Origin of the sequence: Olleya aquimaris (genome assembly GCF_003259525.1) — a bacterium.
Classification (GTDB): domain Bacteria; phylum Bacteroidota; class Bacteroidia; order Flavobacteriales; family Flavobacteriaceae; genus Olleya; species Olleya aquimaris.
Window position 1 is genome coordinate 377513 of the sequence record NZ_QLLO01000001.1, and the last position, 24523, is coordinate 402035.

General features: G+C 31.7%; 21 protein-coding genes. 14 read left to right on the forward strand and 7 right to left on the reverse strand.

Annotated features, from left to right (window positions below):
• Positions 1-48: 48 nt before the first annotated feature.
• The gene (locus LY08_RS13480) at positions 49-645 is read left to right on the forward strand and encodes a hypothetical protein (protein ID WP_146603187.1); all 597 of its coding nucleotides are present in this window, start codon (positions 49-51) and stop codon (positions 643-645) included.
• A 2-nt stretch (positions 646-647) separates the two neighbouring features.
• The gene (locus tag LY08_RS01735; protein WP_111658713.1) at positions 648-1430 is read left to right on the forward strand and encodes an amidohydrolase; all 783 of its coding nucleotides are present in this window, start codon (positions 648-650) and stop codon (positions 1428-1430) included.
• On the opposite strand, the gene LY08_RS01740 is transcribed toward LY08_RS01735, so the two are convergent.
• Positions 1417-3030: an Ig-like domain-containing protein gene (locus tag LY08_RS01740; protein WP_111658714.1), complete on the reverse strand. Its 1614-nt coding sequence runs from the start codon at positions 3028-3030 to the stop codon at positions 1417-1419. The genes LY08_RS01735 and LY08_RS01740 overlap by 14 nt on opposite strands.
• Before the next feature lie 59 nt (positions 3031-3089).
• Entirely contained in the window at positions 3090-3773 is a 684-nt protein-coding gene (locus LY08_RS01745; protein WP_111658715.1) for a ComF family protein, read from the reverse strand.
• A 160-nt stretch (positions 3774-3933) separates the two neighbouring features.
• Between LY08_RS01745 and LY08_RS01750 the strand changes: the two genes are divergently transcribed.
• The 5 genes from LY08_RS01750 (at position 3934) to LY08_RS01770 (ending at position 8682) form a co-directional block, all read left to right on the forward strand.
• On the forward strand, positions 3934-4845 hold the full coding sequence (locus tag LY08_RS01750; RefSeq protein WP_111658716.1) for a coiled-coil domain-containing protein: 912 nt from the start codon (positions 3934-3936) through the stop codon (positions 4843-4845).
• 235 nt (positions 4846-5080) lie between these two features.
• Positions 5081-5920 carry a hypothetical protein gene (locus tag LY08_RS01755; protein ID WP_146603188.1) on the forward strand — a complete coding sequence of 280 codons (840 nt, stop codon included), beginning with the start codon at positions 5081-5083 and terminating at the stop codon, positions 5918-5920.
• 112 nt (positions 5921-6032) lie between these two features.
• Entirely contained in the window at positions 6033-6590 is a 558-nt protein-coding gene (locus tag LY08_RS01760; protein WP_111658718.1) for a class I SAM-dependent methyltransferase, read from the forward strand.
• 48 nt (positions 6591-6638) lie between these two features.
• Positions 6639-8183 (forward strand): glycine--tRNA ligase, encoded by a 1545-nt coding sequence (locus tag LY08_RS01765; RefSeq protein WP_111658719.1) that lies wholly within the window; start codon positions 6639-6641, stop codon positions 8181-8183.
• A 64-nt stretch (positions 8184-8247) separates the two neighbouring features.
• The gene (locus LY08_RS01770; RefSeq protein WP_111658720.1) at positions 8248-8682 is read left to right on the forward strand and encodes a hypothetical protein; all 435 of its coding nucleotides are present in this window, start codon (positions 8248-8250) and stop codon (positions 8680-8682) included.
• A gap of 53 nt (positions 8683-8735) precedes the next feature.
• Here the strand turns inward: LY08_RS01770 and LY08_RS01775 are convergent, their stop codons facing one another.
• Positions 8736-9839 carry an endonuclease/exonuclease/phosphatase family protein gene (locus LY08_RS01775; protein WP_111658721.1) on the reverse strand — a complete coding sequence of 368 codons (1104 nt, stop codon included), beginning with the start codon at positions 9837-9839 and terminating at the stop codon, positions 8736-8738.
• Positions 9840-9980: 141 nt separating this feature from the next.
• Here LY08_RS01775 and LY08_RS01780 point away from each other — a divergent pair, with 141 nt between their 5' ends.
• The 7 genes from LY08_RS01780 to LY08_RS01810 all read left to right on the forward strand — a co-directional run bounded on the left by LY08_RS01780 (position 9981) and on the right by LY08_RS01810 (position 17579).
• Positions 9981-12860: a carboxypeptidase-like regulatory domain-containing protein gene (locus LY08_RS01780; protein WP_111658722.1), complete on the forward strand. Its 2880-nt coding sequence runs from the start codon at positions 9981-9983 to the stop codon at positions 12858-12860.
• 33 nt (positions 12861-12893) lie between these two features.
• The gene (locus LY08_RS01785) at positions 12894-14240 is read left to right on the forward strand and encodes a DUF5689 domain-containing protein (RefSeq protein WP_111658723.1); all 1347 of its coding nucleotides are present in this window, start codon (positions 12894-12896) and stop codon (positions 14238-14240) included.
• Between the two features lie 40 nt (positions 14241-14280).
• Positions 14281-14682 (forward strand): hypothetical protein, encoded by a 402-nt coding sequence (locus tag LY08_RS01790; RefSeq protein ID WP_245907532.1) that lies wholly within the window; start codon positions 14281-14283, stop codon positions 14680-14682.
• A gap of 251 nt (positions 14683-14933) precedes the next feature.
• A complete protein-coding gene (locus tag LY08_RS01795; protein ID WP_111658724.1) occupies positions 14934-15428 on the forward strand; it encodes a hypothetical protein in 495 nt (164 codons plus the stop codon).
• Between the two features lie 3 nt (positions 15429-15431).
• Complete coding sequence (locus LY08_RS01800) at positions 15432-16040, forward strand: hypothetical protein (protein ID WP_146603189.1); 609 nt, start codon at positions 15432-15434, stop codon at positions 16038-16040.
• The gene (locus tag LY08_RS01805) at positions 16022-16846 is read left to right on the forward strand and encodes a sensor histidine kinase (protein WP_245907533.1); all 825 of its coding nucleotides are present in this window, start codon (positions 16022-16024) and stop codon (positions 16844-16846) included. Before LY08_RS01800 ends, LY08_RS01805 begins: the two co-directional genes overlap by 19 nt.
• Complete coding sequence (locus tag LY08_RS01810) at positions 16836-17579, forward strand: LytR/AlgR family response regulator transcription factor (protein ID WP_111658726.1); 744 nt, start codon at positions 16836-16838, stop codon at positions 17577-17579. Before LY08_RS01805 ends, LY08_RS01810 begins: the two co-directional genes overlap by 11 nt.
• Here LY08_RS01810 and LY08_RS01815 read toward each other — a convergent pair.
• From LY08_RS01815 to LY08_RS01835, 4 genes are all read right to left on the reverse strand, one after another.
• A complete protein-coding gene (locus LY08_RS01815) occupies positions 17576-18481 on the reverse strand; it encodes a histone deacetylase family protein (RefSeq protein WP_111658727.1) in 906 nt (301 codons plus the stop codon). The genes LY08_RS01810 and LY08_RS01815 overlap by 4 nt on opposite strands.
• On the reverse strand, positions 18482-20599 hold the full coding sequence (locus LY08_RS01820; protein ID WP_111658728.1) for a Tex family protein: 2118 nt from the start codon (positions 20597-20599) through the stop codon (positions 18482-18484). It lies immediately after the preceding gene.
• A gap of 24 nt (positions 20600-20623) precedes the next feature.
• A complete protein-coding gene (metG, locus tag LY08_RS01825; protein ID WP_111658729.1) occupies positions 20624-22708 on the reverse strand; it encodes a methionine--tRNA ligase in 2085 nt (694 codons plus the stop codon).
• A gap of 206 nt (positions 22709-22914) precedes the next feature.
• Positions 22915-24522 (reverse strand): DUF1501 domain-containing protein, encoded by a 1608-nt coding sequence (locus LY08_RS01835; protein WP_111658731.1) that lies wholly within the window; start codon positions 24520-24522, stop codon positions 22915-22917.
• Position 24523 lies beyond the last annotated feature (1 nt).

The following is a 24523-nucleotide window of genomic DNA, read 5'->3' on the forward strand; positions in this document are numbered from 1 at the left end:
TTTTTTTACGTAAATTGTATTTAATTTTAAACCCTAAATCTTAAGTTAATGAAATCAATACTAATACCATTTATCTTTTTAATAGCTTTAAACTTCAGTTTCGCTCAAGATGTTACTCATGACAATCAAATTTATGAAGTCAAAAACAAAAAAATATTTTTAAACGGAGAAGATGTTTCTGACACATTAAATGAAGATCAAAAGGATAAAATTTTAAGCATAGCCAAAGAAAAAAGAGACCTCTTAAAACAAGAAGAAAGAGCAATAAAAGATGCTGAAAAGCGACAAAAACAAGAAGAAAAATATGCTAAACAACGTGAGCAGCAAGCAAAAGAAGAGGCTAAAAAACTAAAAGCTCAAGAAAAAGAGCTTAAAGCAGCAGAAAAAGAACGCAAAAGAGCAGAAAAAGAAAGAAAACAAGCCGAAAAAGAGCGTGATAAAGCTGAAAAAGCAATTGCTAAAAAAGAAAAAGCTCAAAATGCATTAGACAAAGCAAACGAGAAGCTAGATAAAGAAACTAAAAAATATCAGAAGCTAAAATCTAAAGGAAAATTATCTCCAAACGATATTGAAAAATGGGAAGATAAGCTTGAAAAGCTTCGAGATAATGTAGCAAAAGCACAGCAAAAATTGAATAAACTTTAATAGTGAAAGATAACCAACTAAATATTGCTATTGTACAATCTAATTTAGTGTGGGAAAACCCTGTTCAAAACAGAAATAATTTTACAGCCAAAATACAATCAATTGATCAAACAGTTGATGTTATTGTTTTGCCAGAAATGTTTACCTCTGGATTTACTATGTCTCCACAATCTGTTGCAGAACCCATGGATGGAGAAACCATCCAATGGATGACCAATTTAGCCAAAGAAAAAAATGCTGCAATAGTTGGAAGCATAGTTATACAAGAAGACAATAATTACTACAACAGATTAGTTTTTGTGCATCCTAACGGGATAATAGATAGTTATAACAAGCGTCACACCTTTACTTTAGCAGGAGAAGATAAAGTCTATACAAAAGGCAATAAAAAACTAATTATAGAGTATAAAGGTTTTAAAATATGTCCACTAATTTGTTATGATTTGCGCTTTCCAGTTTGGGCTAGAATAACAAAGGATTATGACATTTTACTTTATGTCGCCAATTGGCCAAAAGCCAGAATACATGCTTGGGATACCTTATTGCAAGCTAGAGCAATTGAAAATATGAGTTATTGTATTGGTGTGAATAGAGTAGGTTTGGATGCCAATAATTATGAGTATCCAGGACACTCTGCGGTGTATAATGTTTTAGGCGAAAAACTAACTAATCTAAAACCAAATACAGAAGGTGTAGAACAGGTGGTGTTATCTAAATCTCATATTGAGATGACAAGACAAAAACTACGCTTTTTAGATGATGCTGATGCCTTTAGTTTAAAATAAAATCCTGGATAATATCCCAACCAATTCTTACTTCAAAAGCGTCTTTGCTATAGCTAACACGCTCTGGTTGTATACCTTTTAAAAAGACACCGGAGTCATACTTTTTATTTTTATTGGTATCAAAAATAGCGCGTATGTAATATTGTCCTGGTTTTATAAAGAAGAAATCTAGTGGTTCTGGTTTTGTTGTGTATTTCTCATATCGCACTTCGCCTTTTCCATCTACTAATTGTATAATTAAAGGGTAAGTACCATTACTAATATTTATTCTAACATTACCTAAACTAGATTCTTTAGGTGTTCTTAAATTGTAGTTTATTGTATCATTAGACTTGCCAAAAAAATCAGTGACTGTGTTTGGCAACAGTTGGATTTTGTATTGATTGTTTTCGGCTTTATCAAATAAAACTTCAACAGAATTATGTAAGGTATCTAGTTTGGTAGTAAAACCAATATTTGTTGAGTCTTTATCCATAATACTTATTTGACTTTCATCAAAAGTAATAATTGGGATATTAGCAGAAATTTTAAGAGTTTCAAAAAAGTCAATAGTATTATTTGGGCTAGCTTTTAGTAGTAAGGAATCCCTTTTGTTATCCTTAATTCTAACCATAAACGTATCTATTTTTGTCTTATTAGTTACTGTAAATACTAATGAGTCTACTTCTAATTTAGGTTTGTAGAAGTAGTTTAAAGAGTCCTTCTCTTGGTCTTTAATAATTCTGTACTCAAAGTCTGATGGAACCTCTGACAACAAATTAATAGACATGTTTTTATAGTCTTTTCCTTGAAAACCAAATGCTATTTTTTCGCCAGATACTAATCTTGCGTTTTCAGCTTTATAATCTAATGCTTCTTTAAATAACTTTAAGTCGTAAGTTTTAGAGCTATCTAAACTAACTGTAATAAAATCTTCGTAAAACCCAATTTTATCAGATTTTTGTTGAAAGGTATTGTTGGAATTGTTATCCTTTAAAGCAATCAATTTATAGGTTCCTGCTTTTAAATTTTCGATAGTAAAATTAGTGGTACTATCTAAGGTGTTGGTAACATATTTAGGTGCTTGTTTATACACTATAGAATCTGTATAAGTAGAGTCTACTTCATATAAATTAACCGAAACATAAGATTCCGGCTCTCTGTCAAAAGCATCCATTATACGTCCCTTAACTTTAAGCGAATCAATATAGCTTCCCGTAGAAAACACATATCTGTAAAATGGATATGGGTTTTCTTCGTTATTATCTACAATACTATTACCAAAATTAAAGGCGTAGGTTGTATTAGGTTTTAAAGTGTCATAAATCTTTATAGTCATGTATTTACTAGCGGTTCCAAGAGGTGTAATCTCTGGAGTACTAGTCATTGGAGGAGAAATAATTAATTGTTTAGACAGGTTTTTGGTTTTGATATATTCATCAAAATAAATTACTATTTCTTGACTATTAAAGTTAGTAGAATAATTCTCTGGAATGGTTTTTATCACTTTTGGAGGAGTAATGTCTTTCTCGCCTCCAGTTATAGTTCCTCGGTTAGCACAATTAATAAAAGTGAGTGATAAAACACACCAAAAACTAAAATTTATCAGACGATTTTGCATACCAATTTTAAAATGAAGTTACAAATTAACAACATATTTATCGTTTAACGAAAAATGCCTTATGCTATTGCCATAGCTGCAATACTTATTTTAATATTTTGTGCTTTTGTAAGTTCTATTATGCAGGCTTCTAAAGTGTTTCCAGTGGTAATTATATCGTCTACTAACAAGATGTGTTTGTTATGTAGTTTATCTAATTGACTTACCGCGAAGGTCTCGTTATCTAATTGCCAACGTTCTAGTCTAGATTTGCTGGCTTGAGAAGTTGCTGTATTAGTTACTTTTACTAAAATATCTTCTTTAAAGGTAGTATTTAAAGCTTTAGCTATATGTTGACCAAATTGTGTAACCTGATTATAGCCTCTTTTTTTTAGTTTTTTATTGTGTAACGGAACAGGTATCACCATATCTATAGTATTGTAATAATTAGACATTTTAAGCTCTTCGCCTAACCAATCACCTAAAAAACCACTAATTGCTTGATTGTTTCCATATTTTAATTGATGTAACAGATGCTGTACCATTCCTTGTTTTTCAAAACGTAATAAGGCTGTAGCTGCTTCAATTTTTGCACGACCATAAAATACATTTTTTACAAATGGGTCATTATTTAAATGAAAATTAGTCGTAGGTAATTGATGTCTGCAATCTGTACAAATAAAAGATTCGTTATCTAATAAATAAGCTTTACAAGCGTTGCAAACTTCTGGAAAAAACAGGTTAATTAGTGTATTAAAATTCATAATACATTGAAAATAGGCAGTTTAGACTTCGGTTAAAATGCATAAAATTGCTTTAAAGTGATTACAAATGATGCTTAATCCTGTTTTTTAATCAAGTTATCGAAAAATTCTTACAAATTAAAATGCTACACCTATTTTTGTAGTATCAAATATTAAACTGATGATTATAAAACCCCAAATCTATAATCTAAAGTTAGTTATTGTTGCGCTTTCAACATTAATCTGCGCTTTAGGTTATTTTAGTTACACCAACTATACTTCTTTAAACGAGTATCACAAATTTTTATTAGATGAGAATGCTTCAGTAGAAGCAGAGCTTAATGAATTGGCTTTTAATTATAATGCTCTACAAATAGATAATAGAGATTTACAATCTAAGCTAGAGGATTCTAAAATTAGAATTGCAAGAATCTTAGATTCTGTAAAATATCTTAAACCAGATGTATATCTGGTAGCTCACTACAAAAAGCAATTAGAGTTGTTAAAAAGTGAAAACAAAAAGATTTTACAATTAGTAGACCAATTACATGCTGAAAACGAATTTTTAAAACAAGAATCGCTTCGAGTTGAAGAACAGCTTAATGAAACGATTACTATGTCTGAAGATTTAAAAGTTGAAAATTCTACTTTATCCAGAATTAACAGACGTTATGAAAACAAAATCAAAAAAGCTAAGGTCCTTAATGTTAAAGATGTATTTGTAGAAGGCGTAAGACGCATTACAAGTAGTGGTAGTATAAAAAGTACCACCTCTGCTAAAAGAGCAAAAAAGTTAAACGTATGTTTTACAATTCCAGATAACAAATTTACTAGTAAAGGTAAAAAAGTGTTATATGTGCAAGTAGTAGACCCAAAAAATAATGTTGTAGGTGATAAAGGCGAAGTAAAAATGCAAGGAGATTCTTCATTGATTTTTAGTAAAAAACTTGTTGTAAATTATAATAATGACAGCTTACAAGAATGTATTTTTGTAGAACCCTTAGATAATGAACCATTCGTAAAAGGAAATTACTACATAAATATTTATCATAACAATACTTTAATTGGTAAAACATCATTGTCCCTTAAATAGCTAACAGTCTAAATATTAATCCATTTATTAAAAAAACGCTTTGGTATATCTACCTTAAGCGTTTTTTTTTGACATTTTATAAAGTTCAACAATTTTTTTACCCCTTTATCGATTATAATCAGTTAGCTATATAATTAATCTATATTTTTAATTCGTAATTTATACAAAAATGATAGTTTTCCCTCAAACTTACAATTACAGGTTAATAATAGGCTCGTTAGTCATAATTCTAGTAATGTTAGGATCTTATACAATTTCTAACTACACGACTTTAGAAAATTATAAAACCTACATCTCTCAAGAAAAAAAACTGTTAGAAAATGAATTATCAGAAATGATTTTACGTTTTGATGATGTTCAGGTAGATAACAAACAATTAAATGATAAACTAGAACAGTCTAAAACCAAAATAAAATCTATTTTAGATTCTATTAAAACATTAAAGCCAAGCACGTCTTTATTAACACTATATCGTTCTAAAATAAGATTATTACAAGATGAAAAGACAGAAGTGTTACAGTTAGTAGATAACCTTAAACAAGAAAATTTACGTCTTTCTGAAAAAGCAGAGTATGCAGAAAAAGAACTGTTAAGTGCTAAAGATCTAACAACTACTTTAAAGGTAGAAAATCAAGACCTAGTTTCTACAAATTCCGATTTAACTAAAAAGATTAAAAGTGCAAGCCATCTAGAAATAGAACAATTAAACGCTAAAGCAGTCAAGCGTATTACTTCTAAAAGAATGATAAGCACTAATAATTCAAATAAAACAAACAAGTTGTTTGTTGAGTTTACTATTTCAAAAAACAAATTAGTGCAAGACGGAGAAAAAGATATTTACATCCAAATACTTAGTCCTAGTAACAATATTATTGCCGATCAAGGATCTGTAAATTTTGGTAAACAATCTTTAATTTATAGTAAAAAAATTAAGGTAGACTATAAGCATGAAGATATAAATATTAATACTTTAATTACAACAGATGCAGATCAACCCTTAACTAAGGGGATTTATTTTGTAAATATTTTTTACGATAATACTAAGCTAGGAAGTACCACAATAACACTTAAATAGCTTTTAGAAAATCAATATAAAACAGCCATTACAACTGTAATGGTTTTTTTTTGCTCTTTTAGCAAATAATAAAAAGCCTATATTCGTTTAAAATTTTAAAAATCATCTTTTTTTGAACAAATTCAAATTTTTAAAAGAATCTTTAAAAAGTATTAAAACATCTGGAACTATATTTCCAAGCTCAAGATTCTTAACCACTAAATTACTTAAAGGTATTGACTTTAATAAGCCAAATCTTATAGTAGAATTTGGTCCTGGAAATGGTAAAATAACTAAAGAGATTTTAAAACAATTACACCCAGACAGTAAGCTAATTGTTTTTGAAATAAATGACAATTTTTATAACGAGCTTTTGAAAATAAACGACAACAGATTAGTTGTAATAAATCAGTCTGCTAATTCTATATTAGAAGTTATTAAAACGCATGGTTTTGAAGCTGTAGATTATATTGTCTCTAGTTTACCACTTACTAATATTCCTAAGACAATAACAGACACTATTCTAGAAAATGCTTACAAAAGCCTGAAACCTAATGGGTACTTTTTTCAATACCAATACAGTTTAACCTATTACTCAGCATTAAAAGAAATGTTTAAAGGGCGTATAACCTTAAGTTTTGAGCCTTTAAATATTCCACCAGCATTTATTTATTCTTGCCAAAAAGACTAATCATTTTTTGGTTGTACACTTTTATTTATCGTTTATCTTTGTGCCATTATGGCAAACAACGACGATCAATTTAAAAAAGTAATCTCTCACGCAAAAGAGTATGGTTACGTATTCCAAAGTAGCGAGATCTATGATGGATTAAGTGCTGTGTATGACTACGCACAAAACGGAGTAGAATTAAAGAAAAACATACGCGACTATTGGTGGAAAGCAATGGTGCAATTAAATGATAATATTGTTGGGCTAGATGCTGCAATATTTATGCATCCAACTACTTGGAAAGCTTCTGGACACGTGGATGCTTTTAGCGATCCGTTAATAGATAATAAGGATTCTAAAAAACGCTATAGAGCAGATGTTTTAGTAGAAGATTATTGCGCAAAAATAGAAACTAAAATAGACAAAGAAGTTGCTAAAGCAGCTAAGCGTTTTGGTGAAGCGTTTAATAAAGAAGAATTTTTAGCAACAAATGGTCGCGTGTTAGGTTACCAAGAAAAAATTGACACCATACTAAAGCGTTTAGGTAAATCTCTTGAAAACGAAGATTTAGCAGATGTAAAAGCACTAATTGAAGAATTAGAAATTGCATGTCCCTTAAGTGGAAGTAGAAATTGGACAGACGTTAAGCAATTTAACCTCATGTTTGGTACTAAGTTAGGTGCAAGTGCAGAAACTGCAATGGATTTATATTTACGTCCAGAAACTGCTCAAGGTATTTTTGTAAACTTTTTAAATGTCCAAAAAACGGGACGTATGAAAATTCCGTTTGGAATAGCACAAACCGGAAAAGCCTTTAGAAACGAGATTGTTGCAAGACAGTTTATTTTTAGAATGCGCGAGTTTGAGCAAATGGAAATGCAATTTTTTATCAAACCAGGCACTCAAAAAGAGTGGTTTGATTACTGGAAAGAAACCCGTTTAAAATGGCATAAATCACTTGGTTTAGGAGAAGACAATTACCGTTTTCATGACCACGAAAAACTAGCACATTATGCAGATGCAGCTACAGATATCGAGTTTAAATTCCCGTTTGGTTTTAAAGAATTAGAAGGTATACACAGTCGTACAGATTTTGATTTAAAACAACACGAAGAATACTCTGGAAAAAAACTTCAATATTTTGATCACGAAGACAATGCAAGTTACACACCATATGTGCTAGAAACTTCAATTGGATTAGATCGAATGTTTTTAGCAGTGTTTTCAAATTCTCTAATGGACGAAACCTTAGAAGACGGAAGTGAAAGAACCGTTTTAAAATTACCTGCAGTTCTAGCACCAATAAAAGCAGCTATATTACCTTTAGTTAGAAAAGATGAAGCTTTAACTAAAATGGCAAAAGACATTGTAGATGATTTAAAATGGGATTTTAATGTGTTTTATGACGAGAAGGATGCTGTAGGTAAACGATACAGGCGTCAAGATGCAGCAGGAACACCATTTTGTATTACCGTAGATGGTGAAAGCTTAGAAGATAATACAGTTACCATTAGACATAGAGATACAATGGAACAAAAACGAGTTAAAATAGACCAATTAAGAGATATTATTAAAAAAGAGGTAGATGTTAAAGAATGGTTGCTGAAAATGTAATTCTCAGGTTATTTATAAAACTTAAATTAATTACTACCTTTACACAAATTAAAAACTAAATTCTATGTATTCAACTGTAAAAATGTTACACTCATATTGGGCGTATCTAGTATTGTTTATGATTGTAGTAGCTACTTTTAATGCACTGTATAAAACAATTGCTAAAAAAGAATATGAAGCTAGAGACTTTAGACTTTCATTATTTACTTTAATAGTGTCACACATCCATTTACTAATAGGAATTGTGTTGTGGTTTGCATCAGATTATTTTTCTGAAATGAGTATGGGAGAGATCATGAAAAACGCTACCATGCGTTCAAATGTAGTCGAACATCCTCTAACTATGATAATTGCTGTAGCATTAATAACTATAGGCTACTCAAAACATAAAAAGAAACTTACCTCTGATAAAAAATTAAAAACCATAGCTATATTTTATACTTTAGCTTTAATACTAGTGCTAGCAAAAATCCCATGGAAAACATGGTTAAACTTATAACATAAAAAAGCGACCTAAACAGGTCGCTTTTTTTATTTGGGAGATATATAATTTTAATCTTCTGTTTCTTCTGATTCTTCGGTTTTCTTTACACTAGGTGTAGCGTCTTTAACTTCTTTTATTAAGTAAATATAAACAGGGTAGTGATCACTAAATCCTCCTGTAAAACCACCATCAGCAAAACTTCTAAAAGGATAGCCTTCATAACGTCCTTTTTTATTGATTAAGTAGTTTTTGTTAAAAATACCGGCTTTAAAATAAGTCCAATTATCGTAGTCTTTTTCAAGAAATGGTTTAGTAACCATAATTTGGTCAAATAAACTCCAAGAATCTCTGTAACCAGTAGTTCCTAATCCTTTTTTATACATATCAATAAACGGATTATAAATTCCTTTAAAGGCTACTTTACTTTGTTTACGCTCTGCTTTTAAAACGTCTTTTACACTAGCATTATTAGGGTTGTCGTTTAAATCTCCCATTGTTATAACTTTAGCGTATGGGTCTATAGATTGTAAACTATCTATTAAACGCTTGTTTAATTTTGCAGCAGCAACACGTTTAGATCTACTTCTGGCTTCACCTCCTCGTCTTGAAGGCCAATGGTTAACAATAATATGTATGGTTTCTCCTTCTAATTGTCCAGTAACTAATAACTGGTCTCTAGTATTAATACGTTCTCTTGATTCGTCATCATAAATCTTTAAAGTGTGCGTACTTTTAGAGACTACTTGAAATAAAGATTTTTGATATAATAAACCAACATCTATACTTCTGTTATCAGGTCCATCAAAATGAACAATGCCATAATCCTTTGCTAATAATAAAGGGTCATTAACAACATCTTCTAATACATTTACATTTTCAATCTCGCAAACGCCAACTAAAGCTGGAGTATTGTTGGTTACTTCGCTACCAACATCTGCTATAACACGAGCCATGTTATGTACTTTTTTCTTGTAGATTTCTGCACGATCCGCTTTAATTTCCATCATTGGACTTGCTTCATCGTTTTTTGTTGGATCATTGATTGTGTCAAACAAATTTTCTAGATTATAAAAAGCTACAGTGTGTACTTTAAATTTCTTTTTTTCTTGCGCATTTACACTTACAAATACTACTAATAATAGTACAGTAAGCAAGTAGTTTAGGTGTTTCATTAACTTTGAGTGTTACTTTTTTGTTATGTTATTTACAAAACTCTTGCCAAAAGTAGATATTTATTATAAATAATGTAAATTTGCACGCCTTAAATAATAATTATTTAACGCAGCAACCATTTATTAACTATAATTTATAGTATGAAAAAAAGTTTTTTATTTTTCTTATTAGGAATTTTCTCAACATGTACTGTTCTAGCTCAAGACACTATTGTAAAAGGTAGTGTGAAAGATGCGGTTACTAACGAGCCTCTTCCTAATGTAACAGTAACAATTGAAGATTCTGGATTATCTACTAAAACAGATGCTTTAGGTCAATTTATCTTCAATAAAGGTATTCCACTAGGTGAGCAAATTCTTAAAATTGAACAAGTAGATTATACTACTAAGCATTATCCTATTATTGTTAATCAAGGTCAAACTGTAGATATTCAGGATATGACTTTAGCATACAATGCAAGCGATAAAAAGGATCTGTACATTATTTCTATCTCAGATGATCAACTAAACAGTGAGGATGATGGATTAACTAGTAATGTATCAGGTTTATTACAGTCTTCTAGAGACATCTTTTTAAATGCTGCTGCATTTGACTTTAGTGCGACGTTTTTTAGACCAAGAGGTTTAGACAACGCTAATGGTAAAGTATTAATTAACGGTTTAGAATTAAATAAACAATCTACTGGTAGACCACAATGGGGAAACTGGGGAGGAATTAATGACTTACAGCGTAATCAAGAATTCTCTATGGGAATCTCTCCTAACGATTACAACTTTGGTGATTTAGCAGGAACTAATAACATTATAATGAGAGCCTCTAAATACCGTGAAGGTGGACGTTTATCTTTTGCTTCTGCAAACAGAAGTTATGAGGGTCGTTTAATGGCAAGTTATAGTTCTGGATTAATGGAAGATGGATGGGCTTATAGCTTATTAGCGTCTAGACGATTTGGAGACGGAGGATATGTAGAAGGAACACTTTATGATGCTAATTCTTTTGTTGCTTCTGTAGAAAAAAAGATTAACGATAATCACAGTATAAACTTCACATCAATCTACGCTCAAAACAGAAGAGGTAGAGGTACCGCTTTAACTCAAGAAGTATTTGAGTTAAAAGGAAGACAATACAACCCATTTTGGGGAGAATTAAACGGTGAAATAAGAAATTCTAGAATTAGAAGAATTGAAGAACCAATTATAATGTTAAACCATTATTGGGATATTTCTGAAAAAACGTCTATAAACACAAACATCGGTTACCAATTTGGTGAAACAGGAAACACCAGAGTTGATAATGGTGGTACACGTTTAGTAACTTTTCAAGGACAAGACAGTTATATAGGTGGAGCAAGAAATACAGACCCAACCTATTACCAAAACTTACCTAGTTATCATTTAAATGTAGATGGTGGTCCAACCGCTTACGATTATGAGTTAGCTTATCAAGCACAACAATCGTTTTTAAACGATGGGCAATTTAACTGGAATGAGTTATACACTGCTAATGCAAATTTTGAAAACTCTGTATATGCTATCCAAGAAGATAGAATAGATGACAAACAGTTAATGGCTAACATTATTTTTGACACAGAATTAAATGAAAATATTCGTTTAAACGCTGCAGTTAATTACAGAAAATTAAGTAGCGAAAACTTTGCTGAAGTTTCAGATTTATTAGGAGGTTCGGGTTACTTAGATGTCGATTTTTTCTCTGATGAAAATATTCAATCTACAGATGGCGTATTAACAACTGCTCAATCGGATATTAGAAATCCAAACCGAATCGCTCAAGAAGGAGAGCGTTACAAATATAATTACGAGATTGATGCAAATGTTGTTGGAGGTTTTGCTCAAGCAGTATTTAAATATAGTAAAGTAGATTTTTACTTAGCAGGTAATGTGTCTAAAACAGACTACCAACGTACAGGTCTTTTTGAAAATGGATATTTTGCTGGTAATTCTTTTGGACAAGGTCCTAAAGTAGAATATGAAAACTTTGGTGTAAAAGCAGGAGCGACTTATAAAATCTCTGGTAAACATTTATTAGATTTTAACGGAGCCTACATGACCAAAGCACCAAATATTAGAAACACGTTTGCTAATGTAAGACAGTCTAATATGTTATTAGAAGATGTAGATAGCGAAACTATAAAAAGTGTTGACGCTAGTTACATTTTTAGATCACCAATTGTAAAAGCAAGATTAACTGGGTTTTATACTACGTTTGAAGATGCAACAGAAACTGGTTTTTATTTTAGTGAAGGGGTTGGTAGTAATTTAGTACAAGAAGCCATTACTGGTATCGAAAGATTACATTTTGGTGCAGAATTTGGTATAGAAGCTCAAGTAACGCCTACTATAAAATTAAAAGGTGCTGCTTCTGTTGGACAATACACTTATAACAATAATCCAAACCTAACTTTTTACAGTCAAGAATTTGGTACAGGTAGAGCTATCTTTGGCGACGGAACAACAAACCTTAAAGATTTACATGTTGCTGGTGGACCAGAACGAGCTTACCAATTAGGATTTGAATATCGTGATCCAGATTATTGGAATATTGGTGTAACTTTTAATCAATTTTCTAATGCCTATGTTGATGCAAGTGCTATAAAGCGTAGTACTGCTTTTGTAATTGACCCAGAATTATATACAGATACACAATTTCAAGATGCAACTGCTGGTGGAAACCTATATGTAGTATCTGGAGGAGAAATTAATGATATAGACCCTGCAATTGCAAAACAATTATTACAACAAGAGCAATTTGATGATTATATGTTAGTTAACGTTGTTGGAGGTAAATCTTGGAAAATAGACGACTATTTTGTTGGTTTCTTTGCAACTATTAACAACATATTTGACCAAGAGTATAAAACAGGTGGTTTTGAGCAGTCAAGACGTGTAGATTATAGAAGTCAATTAGACGAGCAAACAAATGCTAATGGACCTATTTTTGGTAATCGTTACTTTTTTGGTAATGGTACTACCTATTATTTAAATGTTTACGTAAGATTTTAATTATATTTATAGAAAAAATAAATTCAAGAAAAGATGAAAAAATTCAATTTAAACCAAATCACAATACTTTTAGTAAGCTTAGTCTTACTTACAGGTTGTGTTGAAGACGATAATTTTGATATACCTACACAAGCAATTGCAGGTATTACATCATACCCAAATGCTAATGCGCAATTCAATACTATTAGTGCTGTATTAGGAAACTTTGGAACAGGAAATGGAGATGCAGTCACTTATGATGAAGCAAGCGCAACAGTAACTGAAAAATATACTGAAGGTTATGTGGTATCTAGTGACGAAGGAGGAAACTTCTACAAGCAATTAGTCATTCAAGATAAACCAGAAAACCCAACTGCAGCAATCGTTATACAAGTTGACAAAAACCCAATGTTTACTCAATATGAGTTTGGACGTAAGGTATTTGTAAAACTTAACGGATTAAGTGTTGGAGAAAGCAATGGAGTTATTCAATTAGGTCGTTTAGAAGGAGAAGATATAGAAAGAATACCAAGCACGCTTGTATCTCAACACATCCTTAGAGCTGATGAGGTAGCTACTATAGTTGCAAAAGAAGTATCTATTTCAGATTTTAACGATGCTTTAGAAAGTCAGTACATTAGATTAACAGATATGCAGTTTAATAGCAATTTAATTGGGCTAACATTTGCATCTGAAACTAATGATAGTTTTGACGGAGAGCGTACATTAGAAAGTTGTGCAACAGGTGGAAGTGTAGTATTAAGTACTAGTACATTTTCAGACTTTAAAGGCTTAACATTACCTGCTAATAGAGGTACAATTGATGGTATATTAACTAGAGATTTCTTTGATGATTTCTACACTATTTACATCAATACTCCAGAAGCTATCAATTTTGACAACGCTTTAAGATGTGACCCATTATTTGAGGATGACTTTTCTCAAGGAAACTTAAACAAATGGACACCTTACAACGTAACTGGTACACAAGAATGGTACTACAATACATTTGGTAATCCAAGTGACAGTGCAACTATGTCTGGTTTCTCTGGAGGTGCACAAGTAAACGAAGATTGGTTAATCTCTTTACCAATAGATTTATCATCTGTACCAAGTGCATTTTTAACGTTCCAAACGGTTAAGCGTTACTCAGGAAACGATATTGAGGTATTTTATGCTACAGATTACAATGGTGGTGATCCAACAACAGACGGAACTTGGGTACCATTAGCTGCAACCTTAGATACTAATACTGGTAGTTGGTCTTCATGGACAGATTCTGGTCAATTAGATGTATCTGCAGCAGCAGGTGGTAATTTATTTATCGCTTTTAAATATACGTCTACAAGTGCTTCAGCAGCAACTTGGGAAGTAGATAACATTAAAGTTTCAGCAGAATAATTATTTTGCTAACCAAATAATAAAAAAAACCTGCTACATTGTGGCAGGTTTTTTTATTCAGTATATGACAACATTCGATCAATTTTTCTTTTCTGTATTTACTACATTTAAGACACGATTTAAACAAAAAGCAAACAGTATTGCTTTATTTTATATTTCTGCCTTACAAATAGCATTACTTTTCCTTTTAGGAGTGTTTTTTGCCACTTTTTTAGATAAAATGAATGTCACTACTATAGCTAGCGACAAAGCATGGATATTGTTTTTTATTTCTGCTTGTATCATTCATTTAAAAAATTGGTTAAAGTATAATGGTAAAACCAGAAAGGTTTTAAATGCTAAATACAACAGAAGTAAATCCAAACAACATAATGTATTATTGCTGTTAAGTTTACCCATAGTAAGTTTAATCTTGGCGTTGATATTGCTTCAAAGTTTATAATTTTTATTAATATTTACAGATATACTCAGCCTGCTTATTAGCAGGTTTTTTTGTTTAATCTATTTAAACTAACAGGTTATAGATTGAAAACTACTAGTTATTTATTGATAGTGTTTCAAAAGATTGATAAGACTGATATTTGAATTATAATTAATAACAAAACAATGTTTACTTTCTTGAGATTAAACACTTTATTCAAATAATAAAAATCTTACCTTAGTAAACCTATCTATTAACTAAAACTATACTCAATGAAAAATGTAACATTAACAACCCTTTTTATTATAGTTCTAATTTTATCCTTTTTACTTTTTAAAGAATGTGAAAAATCAGCAGATTGTAATTTTGATCCACCAACAGATTTAATTACTAATGCAGAAGCAAATACTTATGAAGAGGCATACAAAACTAAATACGAAAACTTACCAGAAATAATTGCAGCAAATAACGGAGTTATGCCTGAAGATGTAAGAGATGTTTGGTTTGATTTAAAAGTTATGCAAGATTATTTAAACTATGTTAAAGAAGAATCTGAAATTCAGGGTAAAGAAAACCCTGGAATTAGAGTGTATTTTGGAGCAAAGGAAATTGATGGACAGCTTAAAAATACTGTGTTTTTCTCACCAACTTATCGAGAAGCTGAAAGAGATCCAGAACCTTCTGACAACAAAAATAATTATGATATACAATCTTATAATTATGGAAATGCAGGAATGCCTCCAACCGAATATGAAGGAGGAGATTAAAACATGATACAGTTTACAAGTTTAATAATAATGACCGTTCAAATTGCAGCACTTGTTGCTGCAATTTTGAGTTGGAAAAAATATAAAAATACTACAGAAAAATATTTTTTATTTTTTTTAATATACATTGTGTTAAATGAAATTACAGGATACGTCATTGGAGGTGACAATCTATACATTTATAATATTTATACAGTGTTGTCCATTTCATTTTACTTGTTTTGGTTTCATCAAATTTTAAATAATAAAGGGTTAATTAAAATACTAGGTTTTTTATTTTTAATTACAATAGTATATACTGCTGTAAAACAGGACTTTTGGACCAGTTTATGGACGTTTCCTTTTATACCTTCAAGTATAATAATAATCATATGTTCAACTTTATTTTTTAATTCTTTTTTAAACAATCTAAAGGCTATTAGTTACACAAATTCTCAGCAATTTTGGATAGTTACTGGATTACTTATATTTTATGTTGGTTTTTTACCAATAGCATTAACATGGGGAATGATCAAACCTGGATCTTACCCATTTAGATTAATTATAATGACACTTAATTTGTTGTTATATGGGTTTTATATTAAAAGTTTTTTATGCTTGAAACAGAATTAAATATCAATAACATAGTCATAATATTATGTGTCATGGCATTACTTATAGTAGTGTCGACCGTGTTTTTATTTACTACTTTTAATAATCGTAAAAACAAACTCATCCAAGACCAATTAGAAACCAAATTAAATAATCAAAAACGCCAACATGAGCTAGAATTAAATGCATTACGTGCACAAATGAATCCGCATTTTGTACATAATTCTCTTAATGCCATTCAGTATTACATTCAATTAAATCAAGTTGAAAAAAGCGAAGACTATTTGGCTAAATTTTCAAAACTCATGCGACAGTTTTTCGAGTATTCACGTAAAGAAAGTATTTCGGTAGAAAATGAAATTTCGCTTTTAAAAAACTATCTAGATATAGAAAAATTACGTTTTGAAGACGATTTTGAATATAAAATTACAATAGACAAATCGTTAGATACGGAAGAGTTGTTTTTACCACCAATGATTTTACAACCTATTTTAGAAAATGCCATTAATCATGGTATTTTTCATAAAAACGGTAAAGGGAAAGTGAGTATTGAATTTTTAAACTTGAAAAATACTAGTTTTAAAGTAGTTATTACAGATGATGGGATTGGTGTTAACAAAGCCATAGCCATGAATAAAGCCAAAGCGCAAACTCATACAGAACACTCTAGTGCTGTCCTTGAAGAGCGATTAGCATTACTAAAAGAAAGCAAACAATGGGACATCGATTTTACAATTGTAGATCGCTCTGAAATCTCCAACTCAACAGGAACAATAGTCACTTTAGTTTTTAAAGACGACTTAAACGCAGAAGATAATGAACATTAAAACCATTTTAATTGATGACGAGCGTAAAGCACTAGCCATCCTTAAAAATAAACTAGAGCGATTATGCCCAAATGTAGACGTCATTGCTCAAACCCAAAATCCTAAAGAAGGCATTGAGTTGATTAAAACATTACAACCAGATTTAGTGTTTCTTGACATTGCCATGCCAGAATTAAGTGGTTTTGACGTTTTAAAACAATTTGAAAAACCAGATTTCGAAATCATTTTCGCTACAGCTTTTGATAATTATGCAATAGAAGCTATTAAGCATTGTGCTATTGGATACTTAGTAAAACCAGTTGATAACGCAGACTTAATAACTGCTGTAAATAATGCCGAGACCAATATTGAAGAAAAAACAGCACTACAAAAAAACAAACAATTAATAGAAAATTTAGGCACACAAACCTTTCAAAAAAAGAAGATTATTATTCCGTCTATTGAAGGTTTAGAATTTATTAAAATTGAAAATATTTTACACTGCGAAGGCGAAACAGGTTATACCAAAATTCATTTAAAAGAAGGTAAACCATTGCTAAGCTCAAATAGTATAGGGCATTTTAACAAGCTGTTAGAAAACAGTAACTTCTATTTGGTACATAAATCACATTTAATTAATCTAAATGATATAGAAAAATACCTAAACGAGGGTTATGTAATACTGTCTGGCAATAAAAAAATTCCAGTGTCACGTAATCGAAGACAAGAGTTTTTAGAAAAATTAAAAGGCTAAAAATAAATATCTTGAGCTAATCTAAAGGTATTAGCATGTGCCTCTACAATAGTTTTAATATCAGGACTGTAACCTCCACCCATACTACACATCACAGGAATATTGTTGTTTTTACAGGTTTCTAATACATATTCATCGCGTGCTTTGCAACCCGAAATGGTTAATCCTAATTTGCCTAACTTGTCTGTAACTATAACATCTACACCACATAAATAGTAAATAAAATCAGGTTGTATTTGATTGATTAATTTAGGAAGAGTCTTGCGTAAAATAGACAGATACTCATCATCACCAATATTATTTTCTAACTCAATATCTAAATCACTTTCTTCTTTTTTAAACGGATAATTGTGTTTTCCGTGCATAGAAAAAGTAAAAACAGAGGTGTCGTTTTTAAAAATTTGGGCAGTACCATTACCTTGATGCACGTCTAAATCGACAATCAAAATCTGTTTAGCTAATTTCTTTTTTTGAAGAAATCGTGCACCAATCGCTTGGTCATTAAGCATACAAAAGGCTTCACCACGATTGGTATAAGCATGATGTGTACCACCAGCAATATTCATAGCTATGCCTTGTTGTAAAGCAATTTCGCTTGCTTTTATAGTACCATCTGCTATAGTGATTTCGCGCTCGATTAAAACCTCACTCAAAGGAAAGCCAATTTTTCTAGCAGCACGTTGATTTAAAGTAATATTAAGTAAATCATAAAAGTATTCTGGGTCATGAACCGCTAATATTGGAGCTTCATCAAGCATTCTAACGGGCTCAAAAAAGTTGTTTTTAGTACAAGTACCTTCATGTATTAGTTGTTCTGGAAGTAACTCGTACTTTAACATAGGAAATCGGTGTCCTTCTGGCAAAGGGTGGCAATAGATTGGATGGTATGCGATTTTGAGCATCTATTTATGGAGTTTTAATTGAATACGCTTTCGCGGAATATCAACATCCAATACTTTTACTATAACCTGTTGATGTAAATGAACATGCTCATTTACATCTTTTACAAAACTGTCTGATAAGTTAGAGACATGTATCAAACCACTTTCTTTAATTCCAATATCTACAAAGCAACCAAAATTGGTAATATTATTAACAATACCTGGTAATAATTGACCAGAAACTAAGTCGTTTATGGTTTTAATATTTTGGTTAAAAGTAAAAACTTTAGCCTCTTCTCTAATATCTAATCCTGGTTTATCTAGTTCTTTTACAATATCTTCTAGCGTTGGTAAACCAACACTGTCTGTACAATATTGCTTTAAATCTATGTGTTGAAGTAAATCCTTATTACCAATCAATTCATCTACAGAAACCTTCAAATCTTTAGCCATTTTTTCGACTATTTTATAACTTTCAGGGTGTACTGCAGAATCATCTAACGGATTTTTAGCCTGTTTAATTCTTAAAAAAGCAGCACCTTGCTCGAATGCTTTTCCGCCTAAACGAGGCACTTTTTTAATCTCGTTTCTAGAGGTGAAAGCGCCATTTTCGTTTCTGTAATTATAAATGTTTTCGGCTAATTTAGGACCAATTCCAGAGACGTAACTTAATAATGGTACGCTTGCTGTATTAATATTTACACCAACACTATTCACGCAATTTTCAACCACAACATCTAATTGTTTTTGTAGTTTGTTTTGGTCTACATCATGTTGGTATTGTCCAACACCAATGGATTTGGCATCAATCTTTACCAATTCGGCTAAAGGGTCTTGCAAACGTCGTCCAATAGATACACTACCTCTAACGGTAACATCATAATTTGGGAACTCGTCTCGTGCTATTTTTGAAGCCGAATAGATACTTGCTCCAGCTTCACTAACCACAAACACTTGCATATCGTTTTTAAAATGAACCTTTTTTACTAAAGCTTCGGTTTCTCTGGATGCTGTACCATTTCCAATAGCAATTGCTTCAATTTTATAAGCCTCAGTTAATGTGGCTAGTTTTTTTATGGCTCCAATACTATCACTTTTTGGAGGATGTGGAAATATGGTTTCGTTATGTAATAAATTACCTTGTGCATCTAGACAAACCACTTTACAACCCGTTCTAAAACCTGGATCTATTGCAAGCACACGTTTTTCGCCTAATGGCGAACCTAATAATAATTGCTTTAAGTTTTTTGCAAATACAGTAATTGCAGCCTCATCTGCTTTTTCTTTGGCTTTTTGTAACGCTTCGTTACTTAACGATGGGAATAGTAAGCGTTTGTATGCATCGCTTATAGCCAATTCTAATTGGTCTGCACAGGCAGTATTACTTTTAATAATTTTACGGTCAATATTTTCTAACGCTTTTACGTCATCAATATTAATTTTAACGCGAATAAACCCTTCTTTTTCGGCTCTTAAAATAGCTAATAACCTGTGTGAAGGTATTCTGTTTAAAGATTCTTCCCAATCAAAATAATCTCTAAATTTTTGTGCGTTCTCATCGTCCTTTTTTGTTTTTACCACTGTCGTGGCAATCATAGCATAACGCTCTAATTGCTTTCGTAAATTATTACGTATGTCTGTACGCTCGTTAATCCATTCGGCTATAATATGTCGTGCACCTTCCAATGCCTCATCAACCGTTTTAACTTCTCCTTTTACATATTTAAACGCTATAGATTCTAAGTCATTAGCATTTTGCGACATGATGATTTTTGCTAAAGGTTCTAAGCCATTTTTTCTAGCGGTTTCTGCTTTAGTTTTTCGACTTTTTTTATAGGGTAAGTAAAGGTCTTCTAGGGTTGTTAAATCTGTACAAGCCTCTATTTTTTGTTTTAATTCTGTGGTTAAAACATCTTGCTCTTCTAAAGCTTTTAAAATGGCGATTTTTCGTTTTTCTAAAGCTTCAAATTGGTCTTTATATTTTACAATCTCTCCAATTTGTACTTCATCTAAGTTACCAGTTGCTTCTTTTCTGTATCTAGAAATAAAAGGAATTGTGCAATCTTGATTTAGTAAATCTACCGTATTTTTAATAGAGTTTTCGGGTAGATTTGTTTTGGAGGTTATGAATTTAATCATAGTATAAAGAAGCGATATAGTTTGTTAACTTATATGCAACCCATTGCTAACAGTTGCATCATCGGGATTTACAAATACTAATTTTCCTTCTGCAGTTTCGGTCATTAAAATCATACCTTGACTTTCTACTCCACGTAATGCTCTTGGTGCTAAATTAACCAAAACGGTTACTTTTTTACCCACTACTTCTTCTGCTGTAAAGCTTTCTGCAATACCAGATACAATGGTACGAACATCAATACCTGTATCCACTTTTAAAACTAAAAGTTTCTTGGCTTTTGGCATTTTTTCGGCTTCAATGATAGTTCCGACACGTATGTCTAATTTGGTAAAGTCGTCAAAGGTAATCGTGTCTTTTTGTGGCTCGACTACTTTATTAGCTGCTTCGTTAGCTTTTTTACTAGCTTCTAATTTATCCAATTGTTCTTGAATGGTTTTGTCTTCTATTTTACTAAATAATAATTCGCCTTTACCAATTTGGTGATTAGCTGGTAGTAATACATTTTTAGTTGAAATGTCTTCCCACTTGTTCTCGATGCTTTTCTTCTGCGTCGAATCACTCGAACTGACGTTAAGTATATTTTTTAATTTAGTAGAGGTAAACGGTAAAAAAGGCTCAGATAAGGTAGCTAATGCACTTGCTATTTGAAGCGCAATGTACATGATAGTTTTTGTACGTGCTTCATCAGTTTTTATTAGTTTCCAAGGTTCTTCGTCTGCTAGATATTTGTTTCCAAGTCTAGCAAGATTCATTAACTCTTGACTAGCTTCTCTAAAACGGTAACGTTCTAAAGAACTTTCTATAACTGCTGGATAAGCTTTAACTGCAGCTAAAGTTTCTTCATCTACAGTAGAAAACTCTGAAGGTGTTGGTACAATACCGTTATAATATTTATTGGTTAATACGACTACACGATTAATAAAGTTTCCGAAAATAGCTACTAACTCGTTGTTATTTCTGGCTTGAAAATCTTTCCAAGTAAAATCGTTATCCTTAGTTTCTGGAGCATTTGCTGTTAACGCATAACGCAATACATCTTGCTGATTTGGAAAATCTTGCAGATAGTCTGGTAACCAAACTGCCCAATTTTTAGAGGTCGATAATTTGTTGCCTTCTAAATTTAAAAACTCGTTAGCAGGTACATTATCTGGTAAAATATAACTGCCTTCTGCTTTTAACATAGCAGGAAAAATAATACAGTGAAATACAATATTATCTTTACCTATAAAGTGTACTAATTTGGTGTCTTTATCTTTCCAATAAGGTTCCCAATCTTTACCTTCTCTATCTGCCCATTCTTTAGTTGAAGAGATGTAACCTATTGGTGCATCAAACCAAACATATAATACTTTTCCTTCGCCTCCAGGAACAGGAACTGGAATTCCCCAATCTAAATCTCTGGTTACCGCTCTTGGACGTAAACCATCATCAATCCAAGATTTTACTTGTCCATAAACATTAGGTTTCCAGTCTTTTTTATGACCTTTTAAAATCCAATCGTTTAAAAACGCTTCGTGTTTATTTAAAGGTAAAAACCAGTGTTTAGTTTCTTTTAGGGTAGGAACATTTCCAGTAATTGCCGATTTTGGATTGATTAAATCTGTTGCGTTATGTGACGTTCCACATTTTTCGCATTGGTCACCATAGCTTTCTTCATTACCACACTTTGGACAGGTACCAACTACAAATCTATCTGCTAAAAACTGATTAGCTTCTTCATCATATAATTGTTCTGACACTTCCTCTACAAATTCATTTTTATCATATAGTGTTTTAAAAAATTCTGATGCAGTTTCATGATGAATTTTTGCAGAGGTACGTGAATAGTTATCAAAACTAATTCCGAAATCTTCAAAAGACTCTTTAATAATTTTATGATAGCGATCTACAATTTCTTGAGGTGTCACACCTTCTTTTTTTGCTTTAATGGTAATAGGTACACCATGTTCGTCACTTCCACAAATAAAAGCCACATCGTTACCTGTTAATCTTTTATATCTAGCATAAATATCTGCTGGTACATAAACACCTGCTAAATGACCAATATGTATTGGACCATTAGTGTAAGGTAATGCAGCAGTAATGGTGTATCTTTTTCTAGTCTTCATCGTTATTTAAAATGTCAGGTCTAGCGCAGTCGAGACCTATCTTATTAAAATGTAAACCTCTCGACTGCGCTCGAGGAGACATTGGTTGTCCTAAAGTAAACAGATTTACTTTTGAAGGCGTAAAATTAAGGATTTTAGACGAAGTTATTACAAATAAAAAGCCTTTAGTGTTGGCTAAAGGCTTTTCAAATTTAGAGCAGATTTATTTACCTAATAATAATTGACTTACTATAATGTTGTTGTCCTACCGAAATACGATAAATATACTGTCCAGTACTTAATCTGGTTTGTGCTGTTTCTTTGACATTTATTTCATGTTCTCCAGCCAATAGCATTTCGTTTTTAAGGGTTGTTACTTCTTTTCCTAAAATATCATATAGTTTAACTACGGTGTGCTGTGTCATTGGATTTTTAAACTTAATAATGGTTTGATTTCCTGTCATTAAAACGTAATGAGTAAAACCTTCTGCAATATCATAATCATCTGTAGTTAATGCAGCACAATTAAAGCCTAAATCTACGGTGTTGTATGTTTGACCTAATAATGCTTGATTGACTACTGCTGGATCAATACATAACCATTCTTGCATAACGGTTGCATAGATTTGTCTAAAATCTAAATTATAAATTAAGTTGCCATCATTATCCAAAGTGGTCAAACTAGGATGATTACCAATAAATCCATTGCCTTGTAATCCAGGACCAAATAATAACAAAGGTGATGCAGCACCATGGTCTGTACCTAGGGAACCGTTTTCGTCAGGACGTCTTCCAAACTCGCTTATAGTCATTGCTAACACCTCTTGATCGTGACCAGTTACTGCTAAATCGTCAAAAAATTGTTTAACGGTATTGGATAAAGTTATCATTAAATTATCATGATCTGCAGCTTGATTAGCATGTGTGTCAAAACCGCCTAAAGTAACCATGTACACTTTAGTACCCAAATTACCTTTAATCATACGTGCAACGTTAGCAAGCTGTCTTCCAAACTGATTATTTAAATACGTAACATCATTAGTAGAACTAGTATAAGCATTGTGTATGATACCTGCATAATTAAATGTAGTATTGGTCGTACCACGCATAAATTGTAATTGATCACCATAAGTACATCCTGGTAAATTAGTCATATCATGTAAGGTTCCGTTTTGTGCAATGGTTTCTAATTGTTGAGGGTTTGCAACAGAAAAGGCATAATTACTATCATTACCATCAAAAATTAAATTACCAATGCTTCCAATTTGTACAGCAGCAGGAATTGTAGGAGGATTAACTAAATAATCTGGGTATAATTGTTCAAAATATCGTCCAAACCAACCAGTAGGTTCTTCATTTATAGCATCTGTAGATGCCCAAATATCAGACCCTCTAAAGTGTGATAAACTGTTATATTGGTATCCAACACCATGTGCTACTTTCATAGCTCCATTTCCCCAAAGGGATTGTAAATCGGTCATAGAAGTAGGTATTCCAACATCTGCAGACAAATTGTACAGGCTATTCAGATTATGTTTTAAGGTTGGTCTGAGGTTAGCATAAATATCGTATTGGTCTATTGGGACAATGGTATTTAACCCATCGTTTCCACCTTTAAGCCTTATTAATACTAATACTCTGTCATTTTCACTTTCGCTTAAAGCGGAAGCTAAACTAGAAGGTCTTGATGCTGTAATTGGTGTGCCACCTAACATGATGGTTCCGCCACCTACCAAACCTAAAGCCTGTAAAAAAGAACGTCTGTTCCAGTTTTTATGCTCTTGGTCATGAATTTCAGCTTTTGATAATTTTTTATTTGAAGAAGTCTCGCACATA

Bases quoted from the DNA above. Each gene is read 5' to 3' on its own strand.
- LY08_RS01765 (WP_111658719.1), top strand. From the start codon at position 6,639: ATGGCAAACAACGACGATCAATTTAAAAAAGTAATCTCTCACGCAAAA.
- LY08_RS01835 (WP_111658731.1), bottom strand. From the start codon at position 24,522: ATGTGCGAGACTTCTTCAAATAAAAAATTATCAAAAGCTGAAATTCAT.
- LY08_RS01780 (WP_111658722.1), top strand. From the start codon at position 9,981: ATGAAAAAAAGTTTTTTATTTTTCTTATTAGGAATTTTCTCAACATGT.
- LY08_RS01750 (WP_111658716.1), top strand. From the start codon at position 3,934: ATGATTATAAAACCCCAAATCTATAATCTAAAGTTAGTTATTGTTGCG.
- LY08_RS01745 (WP_111658715.1), bottom strand. From the start codon at position 3,773: ATGAATTTTAATACACTAATTAACCTGTTTTTTCCAGAAGTTTGCAAC.
- LY08_RS01820 (WP_111658728.1), bottom strand. From the start codon at position 20,599: ATGATTAAATTCATAACCTCCAAAACAAATCTACCCGAAAACTCTATT.
- metG (WP_111658729.1), bottom strand. From the start codon at position 22,708: ATGAAGACTAGAAAAAGATACACCATTACTGCTGCATTACCTTACACT.
- LY08_RS01775 (WP_111658721.1), bottom strand. From the start codon at position 9,839: ATGAAACACCTAAACTACTTGCTTACTGTACTATTATTAGTAGTATTT.
- LY08_RS01770 (WP_111658720.1), top strand. From the start codon at position 8,248: ATGTATTCAACTGTAAAAATGTTACACTCATATTGGGCGTATCTAGTA.
- LY08_RS01755 (WP_146603188.1), top strand. From the start codon at position 5,081: ATGTTAGGATCTTATACAATTTCTAACTACACGACTTTAGAAAATTAT.
- LY08_RS01740 (WP_111658714.1), bottom strand. From the start codon at position 3,030: ATGCAAAATCGTCTGATAAATTTTAGTTTTTGGTGTGTTTTATCACTC.
- LY08_RS01810 (WP_111658726.1), top strand. From the start codon at position 16,836: ATGAACATTAAAACCATTTTAATTGATGACGAGCGTAAAGCACTAGCC.
- LY08_RS01805 (WP_245907533.1), top strand. From the start codon at position 16,022: ATGCTTGAAACAGAATTAAATATCAATAACATAGTCATAATATTATGT.
- LY08_RS13480 (WP_146603187.1), top strand. From the start codon at position 49: ATGAAATCAATACTAATACCATTTATCTTTTTAATAGCTTTAAACTTC.
- LY08_RS01795 (WP_111658724.1), top strand. From the start codon at position 14,934: ATGAAAAATGTAACATTAACAACCCTTTTTATTATAGTTCTAATTTTA.
- LY08_RS01800 (WP_146603189.1), top strand. From the start codon at position 15,432: ATGATACAGTTTACAAGTTTAATAATAATGACCGTTCAAATTGCAGCA.
- LY08_RS01785 (WP_111658723.1), top strand. From the start codon at position 12,894: ATGAAAAAATTCAATTTAAACCAAATCACAATACTTTTAGTAAGCTTA.
- LY08_RS01815 (WP_111658727.1), bottom strand. From the start codon at position 18,481: ATGCTCAAAATCGCATACCATCCAATCTATTGCCACCCTTTGCCAGAA.